Below are 21,733 nucleotides of genomic sequence, written 5' to 3'. Positions count from 1 at the left end.
TCGGTGCATGGTGCGGCTCCAGCGGGCAGGGCACCGTGACCCTTCCTTCCGAGGCTTCGGAACCGCCCATGCGTACCGCATTCCGTAAACCACCGTTGGCGATATTGGGCGGTGCCGATCCTGGCAGCGACGCGTTCGAGCGCGCAGCTGGTGGCCAGGTGCCCAGCGTCATCCCGGAAGGCAGCATGCCGCCGGCCGACTGGCCGGCCACGGTGGTGGTGCCCTGTGGCATGGGGGATGCGCGCAACCTGATCATGGCCCTTGCCGGTGATGCCTGCATCGTCAGCGGTGGGCGCGCCTGCACGATCTCGGAGGTTTGGCTGCACAAGCGGCCGCTGCTGCCGCTTGCAGGGGCAGGTGGCGGGTCCGACGCGCTGCCGGACACCCCGCCGGACGAGCGCGGCAATTCGCCGATCCTGCCGTGGCGCAACAGTGATGAGCTGGCCGGGCAACTGCGTGTCCTGGGAATGCTGCAACACTGAGTCCAGCCGCATCCGCCTTCACCCAACGTCCCGGGTGCAGCGCTAAGGTGGCCCGGCCTGGGCTCACCAGGCTTATCAAGGAGTGATGTCGATGCGTACTTTCAGGAAAGTGATCGCCGGTGCTGTGTTCGCGTTGGCCTGCAGTGGGTCGGTGGCCGTGGCCGGACCGGTCCAGCCCTGCGATTTTCCCTGCTGGAAGGCCTACCAGGCGTGTGTAGCCGGTGGGGGTGATGCCATGGAATGCCAGTACGAATACGATCGATGCGTCATGGAGCGCTGCGGCGCGGTGTAAGCCCAGCCATGATCGGCTGATGACGGGCCCCGTCCATGACGGGGCTCTTCTGTTTGTACGCAGGGTCGGGCACCCTCGGCGCATTCTTCCTGGTGGAGTGGAACATGGCCGTCATGCGTGTCGTCGCCAACATCGCCACGTCTGATCCCGCCCGCGCCGCTGCATTCTATGGCGAGCTGCTCGGCATGCCGGTGGTGATGGACCATGGCTGGATCGTCACCCATGGCGGGCAGGGCAGTGCGCTGGCGCAGGTCAGCTTCGCCAGCGAAGGGGGTTCCGGCGCACCGGTGCCGGACCTGTCTATCGAAGTGGACAACCTGCAGGAGGTGCTGGAACGCATGCACGCGGCTGGCATCGCGCTGGACTATGGCCCGGCCGACGAGCCCTGGGGCGTGCGGCGCTTCTTCGTCCGCGACCCGTTCGGCCGGTTGTTGAACATCCTCGCCCACGCCTGAGCGACGGCGGGCGCTTCAGCGACGGGTGCCGCCACGCTTCGGCGCCGGCGACACACCGACCATGCGCAGGCAATCGGCCACCACCGCCGCAATGAAGGTGTCGGCGTCCTGCGTGGGTGCAGCGATCAGGTCATCGGTGGCGCCATGTACGCCGGCATAGATCAGCGAGGCCGTGACCTGCGGTGCCGGCAGCTGCCACAGGCCTGCACGGGTGCCCGCCTCGAGGATGTCGAGCAGCTGCTGCTGGATGGCGTTGCGCTCGGCATTGCCGCGCTGGTGGTGGTGATGGTTGGCGTAGACGACGTCGTGCAGTGCGTGCGTGCGCACATAGGTCTCGATGTTGGCGCGGATCCAGGCGCACAGGCGCGCCACGCCATCGTGGGCAGGCTGCTGCTGAACGGCATGGTCGACCTCGGCCATGAACTGCAGCGTGTAGCGCTGCGCCAGCGCCTGCAGGATCTCGGTGCGCGAGGCGAAGTAGGTATAGAACGTGCCCTTGGCCACGTCGGCGGCGGCCACGATGTCACTGATGGTGGTCGCTTCCACGCCCTGTGACAGGAACAGCGCCTGCGCGGCGTCCATCAGCTCTTCCTGGCGGGTTTCAGCGGGTTTGGTGCGGGGCCTGGCGACTGCGGGAATCTGCATGGGGCGGGGTCCGGGTGCGACGGTCGCCATTCTAGCTTCCTCCGGCAATGACTGACCGCCGGTCATTGACTGACGGTCAGTCAGCAAACTACGATGCGCGCACGCTCCCTCCCGGCATCCGCACATGCAACGCTTCCGACGGCCGGCCCTGGTGCTGGCGGCCTACCTGGGCACCTTCCTCGCCTCGCTGGACATCAGCATCGTCAACGTCGCGCTGCCGACGCTGCAGCAGGCACTGCACACCGACATGGCCGGGCTGCAGTGGGTGATCAACGCCTATGCCATCGCCCTGTCCGCAGTGATGCTGTCGGCGGGGCCGCTGGGTGACCGCTATGGCCACCGCCGCATGTGGCTGCTCAGCGTGGCGACCTTCACCGTGGGCTCGCTGCTGTGTGCCTGCGCAGGCAGTCTTTCCGCACTGGTGGCAGGGCGGGCGGTGCAGGGGGTGGCCGGCGCCCTGCTGATCCCGAGTGCGATGCCGATCCTCAGCCATGCGTTCCCTGATCCGCGCCAGCGTGCACGCGCGATCGGGGGCTGGTCGGCGTTCAGCGCGCTGGCGCTGGTGCTGGGGCCGCTGCTGGGAGGCGAACTGGTGCAGCGCGCAGGTTGGCCCAGCATCTTCCTGATCAACCTGCCGCTGGGCCTGCTTGCACTCGCGCTGGGGGCCTGGGGCATTCCTGAGCGACGGCATCCGCAGCACGCCGCGCTGGACCCGGCCGGGCAGCTGCTCAGCATCGTCGCGCTGGGTGCACTCAGTTACGGCCTGATCGCGATCGGCGAGCACGGCCTGCTGGCACCTTCGACCCTGCTGGCGCTCGGCATCGCAGCATCCGGCCTGGCGCTGTTTGCGTGGGTCGAGCGCCGCGTGGCGCGGCCGCTGCTGCCGCTGGACCTGTTGGCGAAGCCGGGTTTCGGCATGCTCAACCTGGCCTCGTTCGTGCTTGGATTCACCGCTTATGCGAGCCTGTTCTTCCTGTCGCTGTTCTTCCAGCAGGCGCAGGGACATGGGGCTGCGCAGGCCGGTGCGCAGCTGGTACCGCAGTTCGTGCTGATGGCGGTGGTGTCGCTGCTGTTCGGCCGTCTGGCGGCGTGGTTCGGGCTGCATGCCGCGCTGGTGACGGGCTATGCAATGACAGGCATGGCGCTGTGTGCGATTGCCACGTTCGAGCCGACTACAGCGCACGGCCAGGCCAGCGCACTGCTGATGCTGCTCGGCACTGGCATGGGACTGGCGGTACCTGCGACCGGCATGGCGGTGATGTCATGCGTACCGGCCGAGCGTGCCGGCATTGCGTCGGCCACGATGAACGCGCTGCGCCAGGCGGGCATGAGCCTTGGCATCGCGCTGCTGGGCAGCCTGATGGGCCTGCGCGCGGTATGCCAGTTCACTGCCACCGCGCAGGCGGCAGGGCAGCCCGCAGTGGCCGCACAGGCGCGCACGCTGATCCTGCAGCCGTCTTCACTGCTGCCGGGGACGCAGATACTGGCCTGGTACCGCGGCGCGATGGCCAGCGGTTTCGGCTGGGCAATGGCTGTCGCCGGCGTGCTGGCCCTGTTGGCGGCGCTCGCCCTGTACCGCCAGTGCAGGCGCGCCTGAGCACGCTGCGGTCAGCCCTGCTGGCGTTGCGGCCCTTCCTTCGTCGGCGCGGGTTCGGCCGCGTGCTGCCGCTGTTGCCGTGCATTGGCGTGGCGCGCGTGCCCGCCTTCGCGGCCGATCGCTGCCATGTGCTGGCGATTGCGGCTGATCGCCTCGCCGCCCTTGCGGCCTGCCACGCGTGCCTCGGCCGGGCTGAACTCATGTGCATTGCCGGACGCATGCGCGGCGCGTCCACCCTTTGCGGCGATCGCGCGCTGCTTGTCCCGGTCCATCGAAGCGAAGCCACGATGGGAGGTGCCGTGATGCTGGTCAGCCATGTGAAGGCTCCCGGTGCATGGAAGGGGAGCTCATCCTTGCGTGTGCCCGGCTAAGGCAGTGTCCGCACCGGCGGTGCTGCCCTCACGCCACGCCGCACTGGCTTTCACGGCGCAACTACGCCGCTGCGCGATGAGCGCCGCTTGGCTAGGATGGACCGGCATGGCGGATGACCGCCCAGACAGAAAAGGACGCCGTGAACAGATTCGGATGGCTTGTACTGCTGGCCTGCGCTGCACCGGCCCATGCGGACACTGCGCTGCTGAGCGGCAGTTTCGTTCACTTCGGTTACTCGTCCACCGATGAGCAGCTGCCAGCGGCGCAGCTGCCGCTGTTCCTCGACGAACTGCGGGACCTGGGCAACGACACGCTCATCATCGGCCAGACCCGCGCCACCCGTGCCGGCGTGGGCTGCGCCAGCAGCGCGCAGGATTTCGAATGGATCGCCGGCTTCCCGGCCAAGCTGGGCACGGTGCTGGACGCGGCCGCAGCGCGTGGGATGAAGGTCGTGGTCGGCACCACCTACAGTTCGGGCCAGTGTGCGGCATTCTGGCAGGGCTCGAACGCTGCAGCGGTGGCGCAGGACGCAGCGCAGTCGATGGCGCAGCTGGCCCAGCAGTACGCGATGCATCCGGCATTCGCCGGCTGGTACATCACCGATGAGCCCGCGCAGGTACCGGACGAGCGTGCGTCGTTCTATCGTTCAATCGTTTCCACACTGAAAGCGGCGACGCCGTCCAGGCCGGTGATGGTGGCGCCCTATCTGGCATCCTCCAGCGTCGACCCGGCCAGCGTGGCCAGTGCTGCGCTACGGTTTCGCTCTGCCACGGGGGTCGACGTGCAGATCTGGCAGGACGGCATCGGCGCGGCGTCGCACGCGAAACTGTTCCAGTGGGATCGACCGGGCTATTCCACCGAGCAGTACTACCAGGCGTTGTCGGCGCAGCTGGGCGCCAGCGCTGTGTGGGCCGACATCGAGCTGTTCAACCATGGCAGCCCGCTGTTCCTTGATACCGGTAACGGCCTGTCCGGTGCATACCGGTCGGCGTCGGTGCAGCGCATCAACCAGCAGTTGTGGAGCGCGCGTTCGGCTGGCAAGCGCGTTGCCTGGCTCAACCAGTACCACATGTCCGAAGTGGTCGGCCCCGGCCAGGGCTACGGCGAGGCGCCGCGGATGATGAACACCTATCGCGGGTTGTACGGGTTGGGTGCCTCGTACCTCGTCGATCCGGTGCAGACCACCTATCACTACAGCGTGGCGCCGGCGACCAGCTATCCCGACGGCAGCGGCCATGAGCTGTTCGACCGCCGGGTAGGCGACCCGCGCAATCCGATGGACGCGGGCTGGGTAGGCGTGCACGGCAACGTCAGCATCACCATCGACCTGGGCCAGCGCCGACGGGTGGACTGGATCGGCCTGCATACGATGACCCGCCCGGCCTGGGGCATCGTCACGCCGACTTCGGTGGAGGTGATGTGCGCCGAGCCCGGAACTGCCGCCGTAACCATCGGCACGCTGTCGGCACCCTTCACCCAGTCCGGCGTGATGGGCTCGACCGAAGAGGAGTACGTGCTCGGCAATGCAGCCCCCCTGGCTGCGCAATGCCGCACGCTGGAGCTGCGCGTGGCCAACGGCAGCTGGACCTTCCTCAGCGAGATCGAGATGGCTGCAGAGCAGTAACGCCTCAGCGCCGGCGGGCGTCCTGCAGGCGCTGTGCGAAGGGCCGTTGTTCGAGCGCCACCAGTGCTTTGCGCAGCACCTGCTCCAACGACTGCCCCAGATCGGCATCGAGGCTGCGTGCCGCCACTGCGGTGGCCTGCCATTGCGCCTGCAGCACAGGCATCGCGCGCTGCGCGCGCGGGCTCAACTGCAGGATGCGTTCGCGCCCGTCGTCACCATTGGCAGTGTGCAGCCAACCATCGCGCACCATCGCCGCCACGGTCTGGCTGAGCGCCGAATGGCTGAGCCCGCAGGCCAGCGCGAGGTCCTTGATCCGGCAGGGGCCCTGCGCCATCAGCGTGCGCAGCACCGGCGTGTAGCGCGGCCGGTAGTCCAGTTGCAGGTGCCGGTAGGCCTGCTCGACGGCCGGGTCCAGCTGGTCCAGCAGTGCGCGCAGCAGGGTACCCAGCGTGGCGTGTTGGAGATCCATGAGCGGGATGATATATAAGCGCTTATATATCCTCAATGCGGGGTGGATGATGGCGGTCTCCTGGATGCTCGGCGCGCTGCTGGCGACGGCCTGCCCGGCGCAGGATGCGGTGCTGCAGGCGGCCGCCAGCGCCGTGCAGGCGCAGTACCTGGACGAGGCGGAGGCCGCCCGCATCGCCGATGCCCTGCGCAGCTGGTCGGCGCAGCAGCGGTATGCGGACAGCTGTTCGGATCCTGCTGCGTTCAGCGCACGCCTGAACCAGGACCTGGACATGTTCGATGGCCACTTCCACGTTGAGCGCGTGGACGCAGCTGCCGGCCAGGACGACTGGTTGATGGCCTGGCGTGCCGATGCCCGCAGCAATGGTGCCGGTGTGCGCGAGGTGCGGGTGCTGGAAGGCAACATTGGCTACCTGCGGTTGAGTACTTTTTACCCGCTGGATCTGGCGCGGCCGAAGTTCGCTGCGGCCTTCACGCTGCTGGCCGACACCGATGGCCTGGTGCTGGATCTGCGCCAGAACGGGGGAGGCGACGATGCAAGTGCCGACCTGCTGGTGCGCACGCTGCTGGACGCGAAGATCGGCGCGGTGCAGCAGCTGGACCAGCGTGGCCGGCGCACGCCGGTACCGCTGCCGCCTGCCAGCCTGCCTGTGTACCTGAAGCCGCTGGTGGTGCTGATCGACCGGCGTACCGGTTCGGCGGCCGAGTTCGTCGCCTATTCGCTGCAGGCCCTGGGCCGCGCGCGCATTGTCGGCACGCGCAGTGGCGGTGCCGCGCATATGTTTGGTGATCCTGTGCTGCTGCCCGATGGCTATCAGATCAGCATTCCCGACCGGCAACCGATCAATCTGCGCACCGGCGGCAACTGGGAAGGCACCGGCGTGAGGCCTGATGTGGCCGGCGGCGACGATCCGCTGTTCATCGCGCGGCAACTGCTGGCGCCTGCGAAGTCGTCAAGATGAACGCACGATTGCATGGCTGTCCTATCGCAGATGCGCGAATGCATGCCTAGAATCGAAGCATCCCGGTAGTTCCCGGGCGCTTCGAGTGAATGGACTCAATGAAGATTCTGTTGACCGGCAGTTCCGGGCGCATCGGGCGCGCGATCTTCGGTGCGTTGGCGGCCGCCCACGAAGTGGTGGGGCTGGACCGCAGCCCGTTCGCCACCACGCGCATCATTGCCGATGTCACCGATCGCCAGGCGGTCACGCGTGCGGTGCAGGGCGTGGACGCGGTCATCCATACCGCGGCCCTGCATGCTCCGCATGTCGGCCTGGTGCCGGACGCGGTATTCCAGCAGATCAACGTGGAGGCAACCGCGCACCTGCTGCAGGCCGCACGCGAAGCCGGCGCACGGCGTTTCGTGCTGACCAGCACCACCGCGCTGTACGGCCATGCCGTGGTAGCCGGTGGCTGCCGTTGGATCGACGAAGACACCGAGCCACTGCCGCGCACGATCTACCATCGCACCAAGCTGCAGGCCGAGACCCTGGCTGAAGCTGCCGCCACGCCGGGCTTCAGCGTTCGCGTGCTGCGCATGGGCCGGTGCTTCCCGGAACCGCCCGAGCGCATGGCGATGTTCCGCCTGCATCGCGGCATCGACGCCCGCGATGTGGCCAGCGCACACGCTGCACTGCTGCTCGACGAAGGCGCCCGATTCGCCCGCTATCTCGCCTGCGCACCGACGCCGTTCCGGCGCGAGGACTGCCTGGAACTGGCCACCCACCCGCGCAGCGTGCTGGCCCGTCGCGCGCCGCAGCTGCTGGCCGAGTTCGAACGCCGTGGCTGGCCGCTGCCATTGAGCATCGACCGTGTCTACGACAGTGCCCGCCTGCGCAGTGAGCTGGGCTGGCAACCGTGCTTCGGGCCGGACGACGTGCTGCAGCAGTATGCCGTCGGCAGCATCGAGGTACTGCCGCGCGCGCAGTGGATCAAGGACCGCGTGGCCGAGTGAGGCCATCGCGACGAACGGGTGGCTGACCCGACCCTGAGCAGATTCAGGAATGTGCAGGCCGGTCGCCTCAACCTCGTTGGCGGGCGGCCGCTAACCCGGTGCGCTTCCAGCGCCGGGCCCGCCCGGCGGCCGGTGGCCTGCGCGACGGATCGCGCGCCTGCGCGGTGCCTTCGTGGTGCCGGTCGTCCTGAACTGCCTTGCGGACCCTCCCATGCCTTCTTCCCGTTCCGCCGCTGCCCGCCGCCCGGGCAGCATCGCCCACAAGCTGATGCTGGGCACCGCCGCGATCGCGCTGCTGTGCTTCGGCCTGACCGCGTTCCTGATCTACCGACAGGCCAGCGCCAGCCTTATCAGCGCCTCGCGCCAGACCATGACCAGCGAGGCGACCGCTGAGGCGCGCCAGGTGGCGGCCGATCTGGGCACCGCCTTTGCCAGCAACGATGCCATGGTTGAAAGCGTGCTGGCCCAGCGCGCCCGTGGTGACGTGCCCGACCGCGCCAGCCTGGCGGCGGTGCTGGGCGAGCAGCTGCGCGCCCATCCCGAATGGCTGGGCAAGAGCACCATGTGGGAGGCCGATGCCTTCGACGGCAAGGATGCCGAGTTCGTCAACACCGAGGCGCACGATGCCACCGGCCGCTACATGAGCTACTGGGCCTGGCAGGAGGGCAAGCCGCAGCAGTCGGTGATGACCGATTACACCGAGACCGCCAGCGGTTCCGGTGACTGGTACATGGTGCCCAGCCGCGACAAGCTGCCGAAAGTGAGCGAACCGTATGCCTATGACATCGCCGGGCAGCAGGTGCTGATGAGTACGCTGAGCACGCCGATCATCGAGAACGACAGGTTCCTCGGTGTCTTCACCGTCGACTTCTCGCTGGCAGCGTTGCAGAAGCACCTGGCCACGCTGAAGCCGATGGGGGCCGGCCGCGTCGAACTGCTGTCGCCGAAGGGCGTGGTGCTGGCCTCGGCCAATGCCGCCGAAATCGGCAAGCCTCGCAACGACGCACTGACCCGCAGCATGCTGGCCGAGATCGCCGCCGACCGCCCCTTCGAGGCCTTCAGCCCCGATGCGGCCGGCAACGTGCGCGTGTATGTGCCGCTGCGCGTGGGCGATGCCCCGCAGCGCTTCGCGCTGGGCGTGGTGATGCCGCATGCGGTGATCGTGGCCGAAGCGCGCCAGCTGCTGTGGCTGACCCTGCTGGTCGGCGTGATCGCCGCGCTGACCCTCAGCGCCGGTGTCTACATACTGCTGCGCCGCCTGGCGATCCGCCCGCTGGCCGAAGCGGTGCGCGTGGCCGGTGACGTCGCCGCCGGCAAGCTGGACAGCACCCTGCCGGCGCGCAGCAACGACGAAGTGGGGCGCCTGCTGGACGCGATGCAGGGCATGCGCGGCCAGCTGCAGGCGGTGATGGCTGCGCAGGCCGAAATGGCGCGCCGCCACGATGCCGGTGAACTCAGCTACCGTATGGATGCCGCGGCGTTCCCGGGCGAGTACGGCCGCATGGTGGCCGACAGCAACCAGCTGGTGGCCTCCAGCAACGCGGTCACCCAGCGCCTGGTTGAAGTGATGCAGCGCTATGCCGTCGGCGACCTAAGCGTGGACATGGAAGCACTGCCGGGCGAGAAGGCGGTGTTCACCGCTGCGATGGCGACCACCAAGCGCAACCTGGCCGCGATCAACGAGCAGATCCAGCAGCTTGCCGCTGCGGCCGCCGCCGGTGACTTCGCCGTGCGCGGTGATGCACTGCGCTTCGACCACGATTTCCGCCGCATGGTGGAGACCCTCAACACCATGATGGAAGTCAGCGACCACAACCTGGCCGCACTGTCGACGCTGCTGCGCGCGATCGCCGGCGGTGACCTCAGTACCCGCATGCAGGGTGACTTCCATGGGGTGTTTGCGGTGATGCGCGACGATGCCAACAGCACCGTGCAGCACCTGACCCAGATCGTCGGCCAGATCCAGCAGTCGGCAGCCAGCATCCGCCTGGCCGCCGGTGAGATCGCTGCCGGCAACAGCGACCTGTCGCGCCGTACCGAACAGCAGGCTGCCAACCTGGAAGAAACCGCCGCGTCGATGGAAGAACTGACCTCCACCGTGCGCCAGAACGCCGACCACGCGCTGCAGGCCAACGCGCTGGCCGGTTCCGCGGCGGGCGTGGCCAGCGAAGGCGGCCAGGTGGTCAGCCAGGTGGTGCACACCATGGAGCAGATCGAGGCGTCTTCGCAGCGCATCGCCGAGATCATCTCGGTGATCGATGGGATTGCGTTCCAGACCAACATCCTGGCGTTGAACGCAGCAGTGGAAGCGGCGCGCGCCGGTGAGCAGGGCCGTGGCTTCGCCGTGGTTGCCAGTGAAGTGCGCGCGTTGGCGCAGCGTTCGGCGGGTGCTGCGAAGGAGATCAAGGAGCTGATCGACGCCTCGGTGGCCCAGGTCGGTGCCGGTGCGCAGCTGGTGCACGGCGCGGGGCGCACCATGCAGGACATCGTCGGTCAGGTCGGTCGGGTCAACGAGATCATGGCCGAGATCTCGGCCGCGTCGCGCGAACAATCGGCCGGCATCGAGCAGGTCAACCAGACTGTGGTGCAGATGGACGAAACCACCCAGCAGAACGCCGCGCTGGTGGAGGAAGCCAGTGCCGCCGCGCGCGCGATGGAGGAGCAGGCCGAGCAGCTGGCGGTGGCGGTGTCGCGCTTCCGCCTGCAGGCCGAGCCGGCGGCCGTGGCACGCCGCGCGGCCTGATCGCGCAAATGAAGACGCCCGGCGGGGGCCGGGCGTCGGTTGCGTCCTTGCCGCGCATCCCTGCGCCGGTCTGATGGCTTAGAACATTCCTTCAAACGGGTTCCAGCTGGCGCGACCTTCCACCTTCTCCAGGTAGTAGCTGTAGTTGGTGCTGGAGGCGACCAGCAGATTCATCGCGATGAACAGCATGCGCCCGACGACGTCGGGAAGGAACATGCTGACGATGGCCAGCGCGATGTTGATGCCGATGACCACCAGCGCCTTGCGCCACATGCCCAGGATCAACAGGTAGATCGCACCGAAGAACAACGCGAAGAAGTTCAGGTTGATCTTCAGGCGGTCACCGAACGACAGCGCCTTCCAGGCCTGCTTGAAACCGGGATTCTTGGGCGCGCCATGCTGGCGGAAGAAGTTGAAGCGGAACTGCCACTTCGGGCTGAACTGGGACAGGTCAGTGGTATTCATTTGGGGGAAACATCCCTGTGAGAAAACGTTTTCATGATAAGGCAAGTCCTATTCAGGATCCAAGGGCTGCCGTCAAAAATGTGACGCGTGCCGTGTTCCACGTGCTGCGGCCGGGTGCCGCACCGTCACCCGCCCGCCTTGTTTTTAGGATAGGGTGCGCAGTTCCGCTGCCGCCCCGGTTGGACCCGTGCGGCGGCGGGATGTCCATGGAGGTTGCATGACCACACCTGCTACACCGGAAAACGCACCGGGACCGGTGCTCCTGCCGACACCTGAAGTGGTGCAGGCACAACAACTGCTCGCACGCCAGCAACTGGCGGTGGCGATGGACCGTGCGCGCACGGCCGCCACGCGGGACGCGGCACCGGCCGCGCTGGAAAGCGAGTAACCCGCAATACCGTCGATCGCGCTGGCATGTCGCCAGCGCGATCACGGCGCGTGCCGCCGGTCAGAAGCGCGCGGTCATGCTGAGGAAGTAGCTGCGCCCGGCGACGAAGTAGTCGGTGGAGCCTTCCGCATACAGCTTCTTGTCGGCCAGGTTGCTGACGCCACCGCGCAGGGTCAGCACCTCGTTGACGTTCCATGCCACGGTCAGGTCATACAGGGTGTAGGCCTTGAGGAAGGTCGTGGCGGTGCCGGTCTGCCTGCCGGTGTACTGCGCCGACAGGCTGCCGGAGAACACCGTATTCGGCGACCAGTCCAGCGACGAGTAGCCGGAGAATTCCGGCGTATCGATCAGGTTGCGGCCGGTGGTCAGGTTCCTGGCTTCCTTCATCCAGGTCGCCGAGGTGCGCCAGCGCCACTGCTCGCCGAAGCGGACGTTGAAGTTGCCTTCCATGCCGCTGGTGCGCGCGCGCTGCACGTTGCTCATGCGCGTCCACCAGATGCCGTTGAAGCGGCCCAGCGGTGCGTATTCGATCTTGTTCCGGAAGTCGGTGTGGAAGTAGGTCACGCCAACATCGATCAGGTCATTGTCGAAGCTGATGCCGATCTCGCGGTTGGTGCTGGTTTCCGGATCCAGGTCCGGGTTGCCGGCCATGTAGCACCCGCCGCGGGTATACCCCAGCGGGATCAGCGAGGTGCAGCCACGGCCGCCGGACTGGGTGGCAGCGGTGGCCGAATTCTCGGTCAGGCTGGGCGCACGGAACCCCTTGGAGACGCCACCGCGGATGGTCCACTGTTCGGCCGGATGCCAGACCAGGTACGCACGCGGGCTGACGTGGCCGCCGAACTTCTCATGGTGGTCCAGGCGCGCGCCCACGGTCAGGGCCAGGGTGCGGTGCAGCTTCAGTTCGTCTTCGACAAACAGCGCCCAGGTATCCACTTCCAGGCTGGAGCCGCTGACGGCGTTGCCGGCGTAGTCGATCGGCGCGCGGCCGATGGTATCGGTGTTGGTCAGTTCCTGGCGCTTCCACTGCCCACCCACGGCAAACTGGTGTTTAACGCCCAGGGTGAACGGCGTGGTCAGGCTGCCTTCGATGATCGTGTCGGTGGCCTCTGAGCGGCCGGTGGCGCCGATGTCGTTCTTGTATTCGGTCCAGTACGCGCTGAGCCTGGAGGTGCCGAAGCTCCACGTGCCATCGTGGTTGAGCGCCAGCGAGCTGCGCTTGAGCTCACTGGCTCCCCAGGCGCCTTCGTCCTGCTTTTCCAGCGACGCATCGATGAAGGCCTGCTGCACGCCATGGCCGGCTTCCAGCGACAGTTCCTGTGCGTCGCTCAGCTTCCACTGCAGCAGCGCATCGACAGTGCGGTCCTTCTCGCCGGCGTAGGCATTGCCGTAGACACCGTGGTTGGACTGGTCCGAATCACGGCGCATGCTGTTGGCACCGATGCGCAGGCCGAAGCGTTCGCCCAGCGGGCCGGAGAAGGTCGCGCCGATCTGCTGGGTATCGCCGCGCTTGCCATCACCGGGACGGGTGTAGCTGTGGGTGGCGCTGCCGTTCCATTCGTCGCCGATGCGCCGGGTGATGATGTTGATCACCCCGCCCATGGCGTCGGAGCCGTACAGCGAGGACATCGGCCCACGCACCACTTCGATGCGTTCGATCTGGTCGGGCGAGATCCAGTTCAGGTCCTGGCGGCCGAGGTCGGGGCGGTAGTTGGTCGCGGCCGAGCTGCCCATGCGCTTGCCGTCCACCAGCACCAGCGTGTAGTTGGACGGCATGCCGCGCAGCTTGATCTTGGACTGTTCGCCGACGGCGCTGAGGCCGCCGGTCACGCCCGGCACGCGGCTGAGCAGGGTGGCCAGGTCGGGAACCGGCTGGCGCTCGATGTCCTCACGGCTGATCACGCTGATGCTGGCCGGGGCATCCTTGATCCATTGCTGGCTGCCCGAGGCGGTGACCACCACGGTATCCAGATCTTTGGTGGAGGCATCGGCGCCGGCCTCTGCAGCGGCCAGGCCTGGCAGGGCCAGCAGGCAGGCGGAGGCCAGGGCAGGGGCCAGGCGGGTGCGCGGCAGGCGCGCGGAACGGGAACGGGACGATGGGGACATGGCGGCTTCCATGGGAGGTGGGGTGACCCGGTGGAAGCAGCAGGCGCAGGCAGACAGCAGGCAGCCACCCTTCCGTGGGTCGTCGGTGCGCGCGGTGCGGACCGGCGCAGCTGGGTGGGTCGCGGCCGTGCGGGAAGACGGTGACCTGCCTGGTTAATGAAATGATAACCGTTCGCGTTTGATACGATCCAGTACCCGGGGCGATGCAATGACATCTGGCCATCCCCCGACGTGATCGCCTGCTATTTGCTGAATGGGGATAAATCCCGGCGTAGGCCTTCGCACCCGGCTTACATTCAGCGCCCTAGACTGGGCCGCATTTTCGATTCCGCCCCGTTGGAGATCGTGTGGGTTCCGGTAGTGACAGACATCGACTGTGCGGCCTGAAGCCGACACAGTCTGGACAAGTGCGGGCGCCGGGAAAGCGCGCCGGGAACCTTGGTGCATGCAGCCCGGCCGGGATGGCCGGCCGTGCCGACGGCGCGGAGTAGGCGGCGATGGGGGTGCAGACCATCCATGCGGAAGCAGAAACGCCCCGGCTCGACGCCGGCTGGGCGCTGCTGCCCGCTGAATCGCCGTTGCAGATGCCCGAACAGACCCTGCGCGAAGGTGCACTGAAGGTCCGGCGGCATCGCACGTCGCCGCGCCTGATCGGCCTGCGCCGGCTGTACATCTTCGGTGGCACGCTCGGCATGACCGCCGTGGCCACGCGGATGATGTGGCGGGTGCTGTCGGCCAATGGCATCAGCGTGCTCGAAGCCTGCCTGCTGGTGCTGTTCGTTGGCCTGTTTGCCTGGATCGCGCTGTCTTTCGCCAGCGCCCTGGCCGGCTTCCTGACCGCCGTGTTCGACCGTGGCTATCGCCTCGGCATCGACCCGGACAAGCCGCTGCCGACCGTGCACAGCCGCACCGCGCTGCTGATGCCGACCTACAACGAAGACCCGCGCCGCCTGCTGGCGGGCCTGCAGGCGATCTACGAGTCGGTGGCGGCCACCGGCCAGCTCGGCCGATTCGATTTCTTCGTGCTCAGCGATACCCGTCGCGAGGACATCGCCGCTGCCGAGGAGCGGGTGTTCGGCGAGCTGCGCGAGCGGGTGCCGGACGGGCAGATCCGCCTGTTCTACCGCCGCCGTGGTGACAACAGCGGGCGCAAGGCCGGCAACATCGCCGACTGGGTCCGTCGCTTCGGCGGTGCCTACCCGCAGATGCTGATCCTCGACGCCGACAGCCTGATGACCGGCGACAGCATCGTGCGCCTGGTGGCCGGCATGGAGCACAACGCCGACGTCGGCCTGATCCAGACCCTGCCGTCGGTGATCGGCGGCCGCACCCTGTTCGCACGCATGCAGCAGTTCGGTGGCCGCGTGTACGGGCCGGTGATCGCTCGTGGCGTGGCCTGGTGGCATGGCGCCGAGAGCAACTACTGGGGCCACAACGCCATCATCCGTACCCGCGCCTTCGCCGACCACGCCGGCCTGCCGGCGCTGCCGGGGCGCAAGCCGTTCGGCGGCCACGTGCTCAGCCATGACTTCGTCGAAGCAGCGTTGATGCGTCGTGGCGGCTGGGCCGCGCACATGGTGCCCTACCTCGGTGGCAGCTATGAAGAGGGCCCGCCGACGCTGACCGATCTGCTGGTTCGCGACCGCCGCTGGTGCCAGGGCAACCTGCAGCACGGCAAGGTCGTGGGCAGCCGCGGCCTGCACTGGATCAGCCGCACGCACATGCTGATCGGCATCGGCCACTATTTCACCGCACCGATGTGGGCAATGCTGATGCTGATCGGCATCGCCATCCCGCTGTTCCAGGAGGGCATCGACTTCAATGCCCTGCTGCACCTGTCGCCCAGCGTGTACTGGCGCGCACAGGACGAAGAGCAGGTGGTGCGCCTGTTCGCCGCCACCATGGCGGTACTGCTGCTGCCCAAGGTGCTCGGTTACCTGGCGATGCTGCTGGACCCGGTCGACCGCCGCGGCTGCGGCGGTGCGATCCGTGCCTTCGTGTCGATGCTGGTGGAAACCGTGCTGGCCGCGCTGATGGCGCCGGTGGTGATGTACGTGCAGTCGCGGGGCGTGGCCGAAGTGTTGTCCGGCCGCGATTCCGGCTGGGATGCGCAGCAGCGTGACGACGGCGGCATCTCGTGGTTGGCACTGATCCGCGGCTACGGTGGCCTGGGTGTGTTCGGCGCCTTCATGGGCGTGCTGGCCTGGGCCGTGTCGCCGTCGCTGGCGGCGTGGATGGCGCCGGTGGTGATCGGCATGGTGTTGGCCATTCCGGTGGTGGCGCTGACCTCCTCGCGTGGTCCGGGCGCCTTCCTGCATCGCCTGGGCCTGCTGGACATTCCCGAAGAGAACATCCCGCCACCGGTACTGGTCCGCGCCGCGCAGCTGCGGCGCGAAGCGGCCGAGCAACCGCCGCTGTACTGATTGCCCCACGCCAGCGGCATAATGCGGCTCGAACTTGAAGGAGCCGCATCATGCTGCAAACGGTGGAACAGGAAACCGGCGCCTCGCCGCAGTGGTCGGTGATCTGGCTGCACGGCCTCGGCGCCGATGGCCATGATTTCGCGCCGATCGTGCCGGAGCTGGTGCGGCCGCACTGGCCGGCGCTGCGCTTCGTGTTCCCGCACGCACCGGTGCGGCCGATCACGATCAACAACGGCGTGCCCATGCGCGGCTGGTACGACATCGTCGGCATGGACTTCCGGTCGCGTGCCGACATGGCCGGCGTGCAGGAATCGGTGGTGCAGCTGGACGCGCTGATCGCGCGCGAGATCGAGCGTGGCGTCGCGGCGGAGAAGATCTTCCTGGCCGGCTTCTCGCAGGGTGGTGCGATCATCCTGACTGCTGCACTGTCGCGTACCGCGCCGCTGGCCGGCCTGATCGCCCTGTCCACCTATCTGCCCGAGGCCGACAGTGCCACGCGCGTTGAAGGCGCGGTGCAGGTGCCGGTGTTCATGGCCCATGGCAGTGGCGACCCGGTGATTCCGCAGGCCGTGGCGGCCCACAGCGCACAGGCGCTGCGTACGCTGGGCCTGGACGTGGCGTGGCACAGCTACCCGATGGCCCACCAGGTCTGTGCCGAGGAAATCCAGGCACTGGGTGACTGGCTGCAGGAACGGCTGGGCGCGGCCTGAGCCATGCCCCCGGCCAGCCCATCGCCGTGGATGCCGGAACTGTGCCGCCTGCCGCGGCTGGCGGCGATGCTGGGCCTGGCCGAGCTGGTGGTGGTGGTGCTGGCCCTGGCCCCGGATGGCAGCCGCCACTGGACCGTTGGCGAGCTGCTGTCAGCCAGCGGCTTCGCCTTGTGGCTGGCGCTGGCCGTGACCGCCAGCCTGTGCCTGCTGCGGCAGGCGCTGTCCAGGCTGCCGCAGGTGATGGGGGCGGTCGCTGCCATCGCACTGGCGGCCCTGATCGCGGTGGTCTGCGCCGGCATCGTGCACGCGCTGTACGCGGTGCTGGGTGACAGTTTCGCCAACGGCATCAGCTTCTGGCGCTTCACCCTCGGCAGCGCCGCCACCACCGCGCTGATCAGCGCGCTGGCGCTGCGCTACTTCTATGTCAGCGACCGCTGGGCGGCCCAGGTGCAGGCCAATGCGCGCGCGCAGGCCGATGCGCTGCAGGCGCGCATCCGCCCGCATTTCCTGTTCAACAGCATGAACCTCATCGCCAGCCTGCTGCATCGGGACCCGGCGGTGGCCGAGCGTGCCGTGCTCGACCTGTCCGATCTGTTCCGTGCTGCGCTCGGTGCAGGTGAGGGCGATTCCACCCTGCGCGACGAATGCGAACTGGCCGAGCGCTACCTGTCGATCGAATCGCTGCGCCTGGGCGAACGCCTGCAGGTGCGCTGGCAGCGTGACGAGCCGCTGCCGTGGGACCTGCCATTGCCAAGGCTGGTACTGCAGCCGCTGGTGGAAAACGCCGTCCTGCATGGCATTTCGCGCCTGCCCGAGGGCGGCACCATCGAGCTGCAGCTGCTGCGCGAGGGCAACGATCTGCAGATCCGCGTGCGCAATCCCGCGCCTGATCCGCAGGCGCCCGGGCTGGCCCTGGCGCGGGGGGCTGGCCATGCCCAGCACAGCATCGGCCATCGGCTGGCCTGGCGCTTTGGCAGTGCCGCGCGGATGACGGCTGGCTGGAGCGAGGGCTACTATGCCTGCCAGGTGACAGTGCCGATCCAGTGAGGGGACGATCGTGAGGGTAGTCATCGCCGATGACGAACCACTGGCGCGTGAGCGCCTGCGCAGCCTGTTGGCCGCACAGGACGGCGTGGACGTGGTGGCCGAGGCCGGCAACGGCGAGCAGGCCCTGCACGCGTGCGCGGAGCTGCAGCCGGACCTGGTCCTGCTGGACATCGCAATGCCTGGGCTGGACGGCCTGGAAGCAGCCCGCCACCTGGCCAGCTTCGAACCGCGGCCGGCGGTGGTGTTCTGCACTGCCTACGATGCGCATGCGCTGTCGGCCTTCGAAGCGGCAGCCATCGATTACCTGATGAAGCCGGTGCGCGCCGAACGCCTGGCAGCGGCGATTGCACGGGCACGCACGTTCCTGGCCGGTCGCGATGGCCAGCCGCAGGCGCACAGCGGGCAGCAGGCACGCAGCGTACTGTGCGCACGCCTGCGCGGCAGCCTGCGGCTGATTCCGCTGGACGACATCCACTACCTGCAGGCCGAAGAGAAGTACGTGGTGGTGCACCACGCGCGCGGCGAGGACCTGATCGAGGAATCGCTGAAGTCGCTGGAGGAAGAGTTCGCCAGCCGTTTCATCCGTATCCATCGCAACTGCCTGGTGGCGCGGCACGAGCTGGTGGAGCTGCGCCGCGGCTCCGGCGGGCAGGTGCAGGCGGTGCTGCGGCATGGCAGGCAGCCGCTGGAAGTCAGCCGCCGCTGTGTGGCGACGCTGAAGCAGGAACTGCGGCATCTGTGAGTGGTCCCGCGCGGCCTGCGGCCGCGACTGCTTACAGATCAACATCAACATCAACATCAAGATCAACAGCAGGTTGGCCGGCTCGTTGTTCTTACGTGCTGGGTCGGGCCGGGGTGGGGTGGCGGGACAAGCCGTAGACCCATCCCTGGGGGCTCGATGGCGCCATCCATGGCGCCAACGGTCCCGCCACCCCACCCCGGCTCAACCCTCTCGTTTTTCCCGCGTCGGACGGCAAAGGCATTGTTGTTATCGGGTGGGGGAAGAGGGGTCAGATCCCTTTTCCTGCGGAAAAGGGATCTGACCCCGGAAGCCGTGACCCCGGAAGCCGTCGGCTGTTGCCTTTGCTTCTGCACTCTTTTTTTTGATCTTCCGTGGCTGGCGCACACGGAAACTGTCAGGGGCCGGGGCGGTGGGGTCATGCGGGGTGTCCGCGGCATGGGCCCGAGGCATGCCTCGGGCGGGTTGGGCAGGACGCCCAACCCCGGTCTTGCCGTGTGCGCAGGACAGCGCACACGAGCAAGCCGCGGCCAAGCCCCCAGGGATGGGTTCACGGCGTCCCCGCATGACCCCACCGCCCCGGCCAAGCACGGCTTCTGCTTTGATAGCACCAGCCACGAGGGGCTCCGCCGTTGGCCGTATCCGCGCCGAAGGCGCGATAATGACCGGATGGAAACCGTCCGCATCGCCACCCGCAAGAGCCCGCTCGCCCTCTGGCAAAGCGAACACGTCGCCAACCGCCTGCGCCAGGCCCATCCCGGGCTGCATGTGGAACTGGTGCCGATGAGCACCCGCGGTGACGAGGTGCTCGACCGCTCGCTGGCCGCCATCGGTGGCAAGGGCCTGTTCCTGAAGGAGCTGGAGCTGGCCATGCTGCGCGGTGAGGCCGACTGCGCCGTGCACTCGCTGAAGGATGTGCCGATGGAACTGGACGAACCCTTCGCGCTGCCGGCGATGCTGACCCGCCACGATCCAGCCGATGGTTTCGTCTCCAACCTGTACGCCTCGCTGGACGCGCTGCCGATCGGTGCGCGGGTCGGCACCTCATCGCTGCGCCGCCAGGCCCAGCTGCGCGCGCTGCGCCCGGATCTGGAATTGCTGGACCTGCGCGGCAACGTCAACACCCGCCTGGCCAAGCTCGACAATGGTGGTTACGACGCCATCGTGCTGGCCGTGGCCGGCCTGGAGCGCCTGGGCCTGGGCGGGCGCATCGTCGCGCGCCTGCAGCCGCCGCAGTGGCTGCCGGCACCGGCGCAGGGCGCGGTGGCGGTGGAGTGCGACGGTGGCAATACGCGCCTGATGGCGCTGTTCGCCACGCTTGATGACGCCGCTACGCGCGCCTGCGTGGAAGCCGAGCGGGCGATGAACCGCGCGCTGCATGGCAGCTGCCACGTGCCGGTGGCGGCCATCGCGCAGTGGCAGGGCGACGACCTGCACCTGCAGGGCCTGGTCGGCAGTGCCAGCGATGGTCGTGCGGTGCGCGCCGAGGCGGTGGGCCCGGCCCGGGATCCGGAGGCGCTGGGCCAGCGCGTGGCGAAGATGCTGCTGGAAGCCGGTGCCGGCGAACTGCTGAACGTCTGAGCTACCGCCGGTAGTGCCGGCCGCTGGCCGGCAACCGCGTGCCACCACTTGAACGCAGTTGCCGGCCAGCGGCCGGCACTACCGGAAGAAGAACGGGCGCCCTGGCACCCGTTCTGCTTACTTGAACTTGTAGACCACGTTCATCGTGGTCAGCGTATCGGTCTTGCGCTTGTCCTCGGCCACATCACTGTTGTAGCGCGCCTGCCAGCCGGCCTTCAGTGCCAGGTGCTCGTTCATGCTCACCGAGACACCGAAGTCGTTCTGGCCGAAGGTGTTGTACGAACCGGATTCGACCAGCAGCGTGTTGACCAGGTCGGTGTTGTCAGTCAGCGAATACTTCATGTCGAACAGGCCACGGCCGATCAGGCCGGTGCGGGTGCGGTCGTCCTCGGTGCTGTGGGTGCGGCGCACACCGGGGCCGATCTGCGCGTCGAACGAGAAGCGCTCGGTGTTCCACAGGCGGGTGCCGTAACCCAGACCGAACGAGCTCTGGCGGTCGTAGGTGGCGAAGTCGTCGCGTTCCGTACGCACCGTCGCGGTCAGCTGGCGGTGTTCGCCCAGCTGCAGCGCGCTGCCGGCACTGCCGGTGTAGCGGTTGGCGGTGGTGTTGTTGCGGCGGGTGGTGGTGCCGTCGTCGTTGGTTTCGGTCACCTTGGAGCTGGAGCGCAGGCCGAACAGGTCCATGCTGTGCACCCAGTCACCGTCGGTGTAGCGCAGGCGCAGACGGCCGTTGAAGCTCTCGGTGCTGCTGTTGCCGCGTGCCGAGGCAAAGCCGAGCTCGCCGCCGCTGCCGCTCCACGGCGAGGACATCGCCGCCAGTTCGGAGGCATCCTGTGCGTATGCGAGCGGCGCACACAGCAGCAGGGGGATCAGCAGGGACACGCGCAGGGACATCGAGGCTTCTCCGGAACGGTTGACAGCCGGTGATGATACTGGAAGCGTGATGGCGGTCCGAATCGATCCAATGCGCGCTTCAGCGAACGTTGGCGCGGTCGCCTATTCAGGGCAGATCGACGCGCACCTCAGGGTCGTTGAAGCGCGAATAGCGCAGGCGCAGCTGGAAGCTGCGGCCATTGCTGCTGCCGCTGCGTACGATCTGGCGTGGCAGGCCCTGGGCATCCACCCAGTACTCCAGGCGTTCCCCGGGCTGGGTGCCGCGCAGCCGGTAGTGCCGGGTCTGCACCCCGTCCAGCGACTGGCTGCCGAGATCTTCGGCCTTCAGATCGGCGGGCAGGGCATCGGCGGGCAGCGGGTTGCGCCACTGCTCGAGCAGGCCGGGCGGGGTCGGCACCTGGCGGATCGCGCCGTCGGCCTGCAGGAACATGGTGTCGCCGATGATGGTCTGCGGCCCCGCCGGCGTCTCCACCCGGAAACGATCGGGCGCGACGAAGTCCATGCCGCTGCGTACCGGCTGCGGCGCGCCCAGCACCTCCAGTTCGGCGTGGAAGCTGCGCAGGGCCGCGAAACGCTGGCTGGCGCCCAGCACCGCCTGCGTCGGATCGGCGACGGGTACCGGGGGCTCGGCGCCGGCCGGCGCCGGCGCGCGATCACAGGCGGCCAGCAGCAGGCAGGCCAGCAGGGACAGGGCAGGCAACCGGCGCATCGGGCATTCCATGGGGGTGGGGCCGACCACGATAGCCCA

At 68.0% G+C, this 21,733-nt stretch carries 21 protein-coding genes; 14 read left to right on the top strand and 7 right to left on the bottom strand.

The window, feature by feature from the left end; genetic code table 11:
* The first annotated feature begins 68 nt into the window (after positions 1 to 68).
* From AC5P7A_RS08835 to AC5P7A_RS08825, 3 genes are all read left to right on the top strand, one after another.
* Positions 69 to 482 carry an SLOG cluster 4 domain-containing protein gene (locus AC5P7A_RS08835; protein ID WP_049439235.1) on the top strand — a complete coding sequence of 138 codons (414 nt, stop codon included), beginning with the start codon at positions 69 to 71 and terminating at the stop codon, positions 480 to 482.
* A gap of 91 nt (positions 483 to 573) precedes the next feature.
* Positions 574 to 774 carry a hypothetical protein gene (locus AC5P7A_RS08830; protein ID WP_032958391.1) on the top strand — a complete coding sequence of 67 codons (201 nt, stop codon included), beginning with the start codon at positions 574 to 576 and terminating at the stop codon, positions 772 to 774.
* A gap of 104 nt (positions 775 to 878) precedes the next feature.
* Complete coding sequence (locus AC5P7A_RS08825; RefSeq protein WP_032958352.1) at positions 879 to 1,229, top strand: VOC family protein; 351 nt, start codon at positions 879 to 881, stop codon at positions 1,227 to 1,229.
* Positions 1,230 to 1,244: 15 nt separating this feature from the next.
* Here the strand turns inward: AC5P7A_RS08825 and AC5P7A_RS08820 are convergent, their stop codons facing one another.
* Positions 1,245 to 1,874 carry a TetR/AcrR family transcriptional regulator gene (locus tag AC5P7A_RS08820; protein WP_032958354.1) on the bottom strand — a complete coding sequence of 210 codons (630 nt, stop codon included), beginning with the start codon at positions 1,872 to 1,874 and terminating at the stop codon, positions 1,245 to 1,247.
* Positions 1,875 to 1,998: 124 nt separating this feature from the next.
* On the opposite strand from AC5P7A_RS08820, the gene AC5P7A_RS08815 reads away from it, so the two are divergent.
* Positions 1,999 to 3,471, top strand: coding sequence for an MFS transporter (locus AC5P7A_RS08815; RefSeq protein ID WP_049439232.1), 1,473 nt, complete (start codon positions 1,999 to 2,001; stop codon positions 3,469 to 3,471).
* Positions 3,472 to 3,482: 11 nt separating this feature from the next.
* On the opposite strand, the gene AC5P7A_RS08810 is transcribed toward AC5P7A_RS08815, so the two are convergent.
* A complete protein-coding gene (locus AC5P7A_RS08810) occupies positions 3,483 to 3,788 on the bottom strand; it encodes a KGG domain-containing protein (RefSeq protein ID WP_046432675.1) in 306 nt (101 codons plus the stop codon).
* A gap of 194 nt (positions 3,789 to 3,982) precedes the next feature.
* Here AC5P7A_RS08810 and AC5P7A_RS08805 point away from each other — a divergent pair, with 194 nt between their 5' ends.
* Positions 3,983 to 5,467, top strand: coding sequence for a DUF4434 domain-containing protein (locus AC5P7A_RS08805; RefSeq protein ID WP_049439229.1), 1,485 nt, complete (start codon positions 3,983 to 3,985; stop codon positions 5,465 to 5,467).
* A gap of 4 nt (positions 5,468 to 5,471) precedes the next feature.
* Here the strand turns inward: AC5P7A_RS08805 and AC5P7A_RS08800 are convergent, their stop codons facing one another.
* Entirely contained in the window at positions 5,472 to 5,936 is a 465-nt protein-coding gene (locus tag AC5P7A_RS08800; RefSeq protein WP_014648520.1) for a MarR family winged helix-turn-helix transcriptional regulator, read from the bottom strand.
* A 49-nt stretch (positions 5,937 to 5,985) separates the two neighbouring features.
* Here AC5P7A_RS08800 and AC5P7A_RS08795 point away from each other — a divergent pair, with 49 nt between their 5' ends.
* From AC5P7A_RS08795 to AC5P7A_RS08785, 3 genes are all read left to right on the top strand, one after another.
* On the top strand, positions 5,986 to 6,897 hold the full coding sequence (locus tag AC5P7A_RS08795; protein WP_049439338.1) for a S41 family peptidase: 912 nt from the start codon (positions 5,986 to 5,988) through the stop codon (positions 6,895 to 6,897).
* Between the two features lie 98 nt (positions 6,898 to 6,995).
* Positions 6,996 to 7,889: an NAD-dependent epimerase/dehydratase family protein gene (locus tag AC5P7A_RS08790; protein ID WP_014648518.1), complete on the top strand. Its 894-nt coding sequence runs from the start codon at positions 6,996 to 6,998 to the stop codon at positions 7,887 to 7,889.
* A 211-nt stretch (positions 7,890 to 8,100) separates the two neighbouring features.
* Positions 8,101 to 10,632 (top strand): methyl-accepting chemotaxis protein, encoded by a 2,532-nt coding sequence (locus AC5P7A_RS08785; RefSeq protein WP_111206671.1) that lies wholly within the window; start codon positions 8,101 to 8,103, stop codon positions 10,630 to 10,632.
* Positions 10,633 to 10,710: 78 nt separating this feature from the next.
* Here AC5P7A_RS08785 and AC5P7A_RS08780 read toward each other — a convergent pair whose 3' ends face one another.
* Positions 10,711 to 11,097 carry a DUF2628 domain-containing protein gene (locus AC5P7A_RS08780; protein ID WP_014648516.1) on the bottom strand — a complete coding sequence of 129 codons (387 nt, stop codon included), beginning with the start codon at positions 11,095 to 11,097 and terminating at the stop codon, positions 10,711 to 10,713.
* A gap of 217 nt (positions 11,098 to 11,314) precedes the next feature.
* Between AC5P7A_RS08780 and AC5P7A_RS08775 the strand changes: the two genes are divergently transcribed.
* Positions 11,315 to 11,485: a hypothetical protein gene (locus AC5P7A_RS08775; RefSeq protein WP_005419553.1), complete on the top strand. Its 171-nt coding sequence runs from the start codon at positions 11,315 to 11,317 to the stop codon at positions 11,483 to 11,485.
* Positions 11,486 to 11,545: 60 nt separating this feature from the next.
* Here the strand turns inward: AC5P7A_RS08775 and AC5P7A_RS08770 are convergent, their stop codons facing one another.
* Entirely contained in the window at positions 11,546 to 13,591 is a 2,046-nt protein-coding gene (locus tag AC5P7A_RS08770; RefSeq protein WP_495220042.1) for a TonB-dependent receptor domain-containing protein, read from the bottom strand.
* Between the two features lie 497 nt (positions 13,592 to 14,088).
* Between AC5P7A_RS08770 and mdoH the strand changes: the two genes are divergently transcribed.
* The 5 genes from mdoH to hemC all read left to right on the top strand — a co-directional run bounded on the left by mdoH (position 14,089) and on the right by hemC (position 20,091).
* Positions 14,089 to 16,014, top strand: coding sequence for a glucans biosynthesis glucosyltransferase MdoH (gene mdoH / locus AC5P7A_RS08765; RefSeq protein WP_041863849.1), 1,926 nt, complete (start codon positions 14,089 to 14,091; stop codon positions 16,012 to 16,014).
* Between the two features lie 50 nt (positions 16,015 to 16,064).
* Positions 16,065 to 16,724 (top strand): alpha/beta hydrolase, encoded by a 660-nt coding sequence (locus AC5P7A_RS08760; RefSeq protein ID WP_014648513.1) that lies wholly within the window; start codon positions 16,065 to 16,067, stop codon positions 16,722 to 16,724.
* 3 nt (positions 16,725 to 16,727) lie between these two features.
* Positions 16,728 to 17,771, top strand: a complete 1,044-nt coding sequence (locus AC5P7A_RS08755; protein WP_262094111.1) for a sensor histidine kinase — start codon at positions 16,728 to 16,730, stop codon at positions 17,769 to 17,771.
* A gap of 10 nt (positions 17,772 to 17,781) precedes the next feature.
* A complete protein-coding gene (locus AC5P7A_RS08750) occupies positions 17,782 to 18,513 on the top strand; it encodes a LytR/AlgR family response regulator transcription factor (protein ID WP_014648511.1) in 732 nt (243 codons plus the stop codon).
* A 666-nt stretch (positions 18,514 to 19,179) separates the two neighbouring features.
* The gene (hemC, locus tag AC5P7A_RS08745) at positions 19,180 to 20,091 is read left to right on the top strand and encodes a hydroxymethylbilane synthase (RefSeq protein ID WP_014648510.1); all 912 of its coding nucleotides are present in this window, start codon (positions 19,180 to 19,182) and stop codon (positions 20,089 to 20,091) included.
* 117 nt (positions 20,092 to 20,208) lie between these two features.
* Here the strand turns inward: hemC and AC5P7A_RS08740 are convergent, their stop codons facing one another.
* Both AC5P7A_RS08740 and AC5P7A_RS08735 read right to left on the bottom strand, forming a co-directional pair.
* Complete coding sequence (locus AC5P7A_RS08740) at positions 20,209 to 20,985, bottom strand: DUF481 domain-containing protein (RefSeq protein WP_032961276.1); 777 nt, start codon at positions 20,983 to 20,985, stop codon at positions 20,209 to 20,211.
* 106 nt (positions 20,986 to 21,091) lie between these two features.
* On the bottom strand, positions 21,092 to 21,694 hold the full coding sequence (locus tag AC5P7A_RS08735) for a LolA-like protein (RefSeq protein ID WP_111206398.1): 603 nt from the start codon (positions 21,692 to 21,694) through the stop codon (positions 21,092 to 21,094).
* Between the last annotated feature and the right edge of the window lie 39 nt (positions 21,695 to 21,733).

Source organism: Stenotrophomonas sp. YJH_SMC_65 (assembly GCF_059369475.1).
This window is presented reverse-complemented; position numbering and strand designations above follow the sequence as displayed.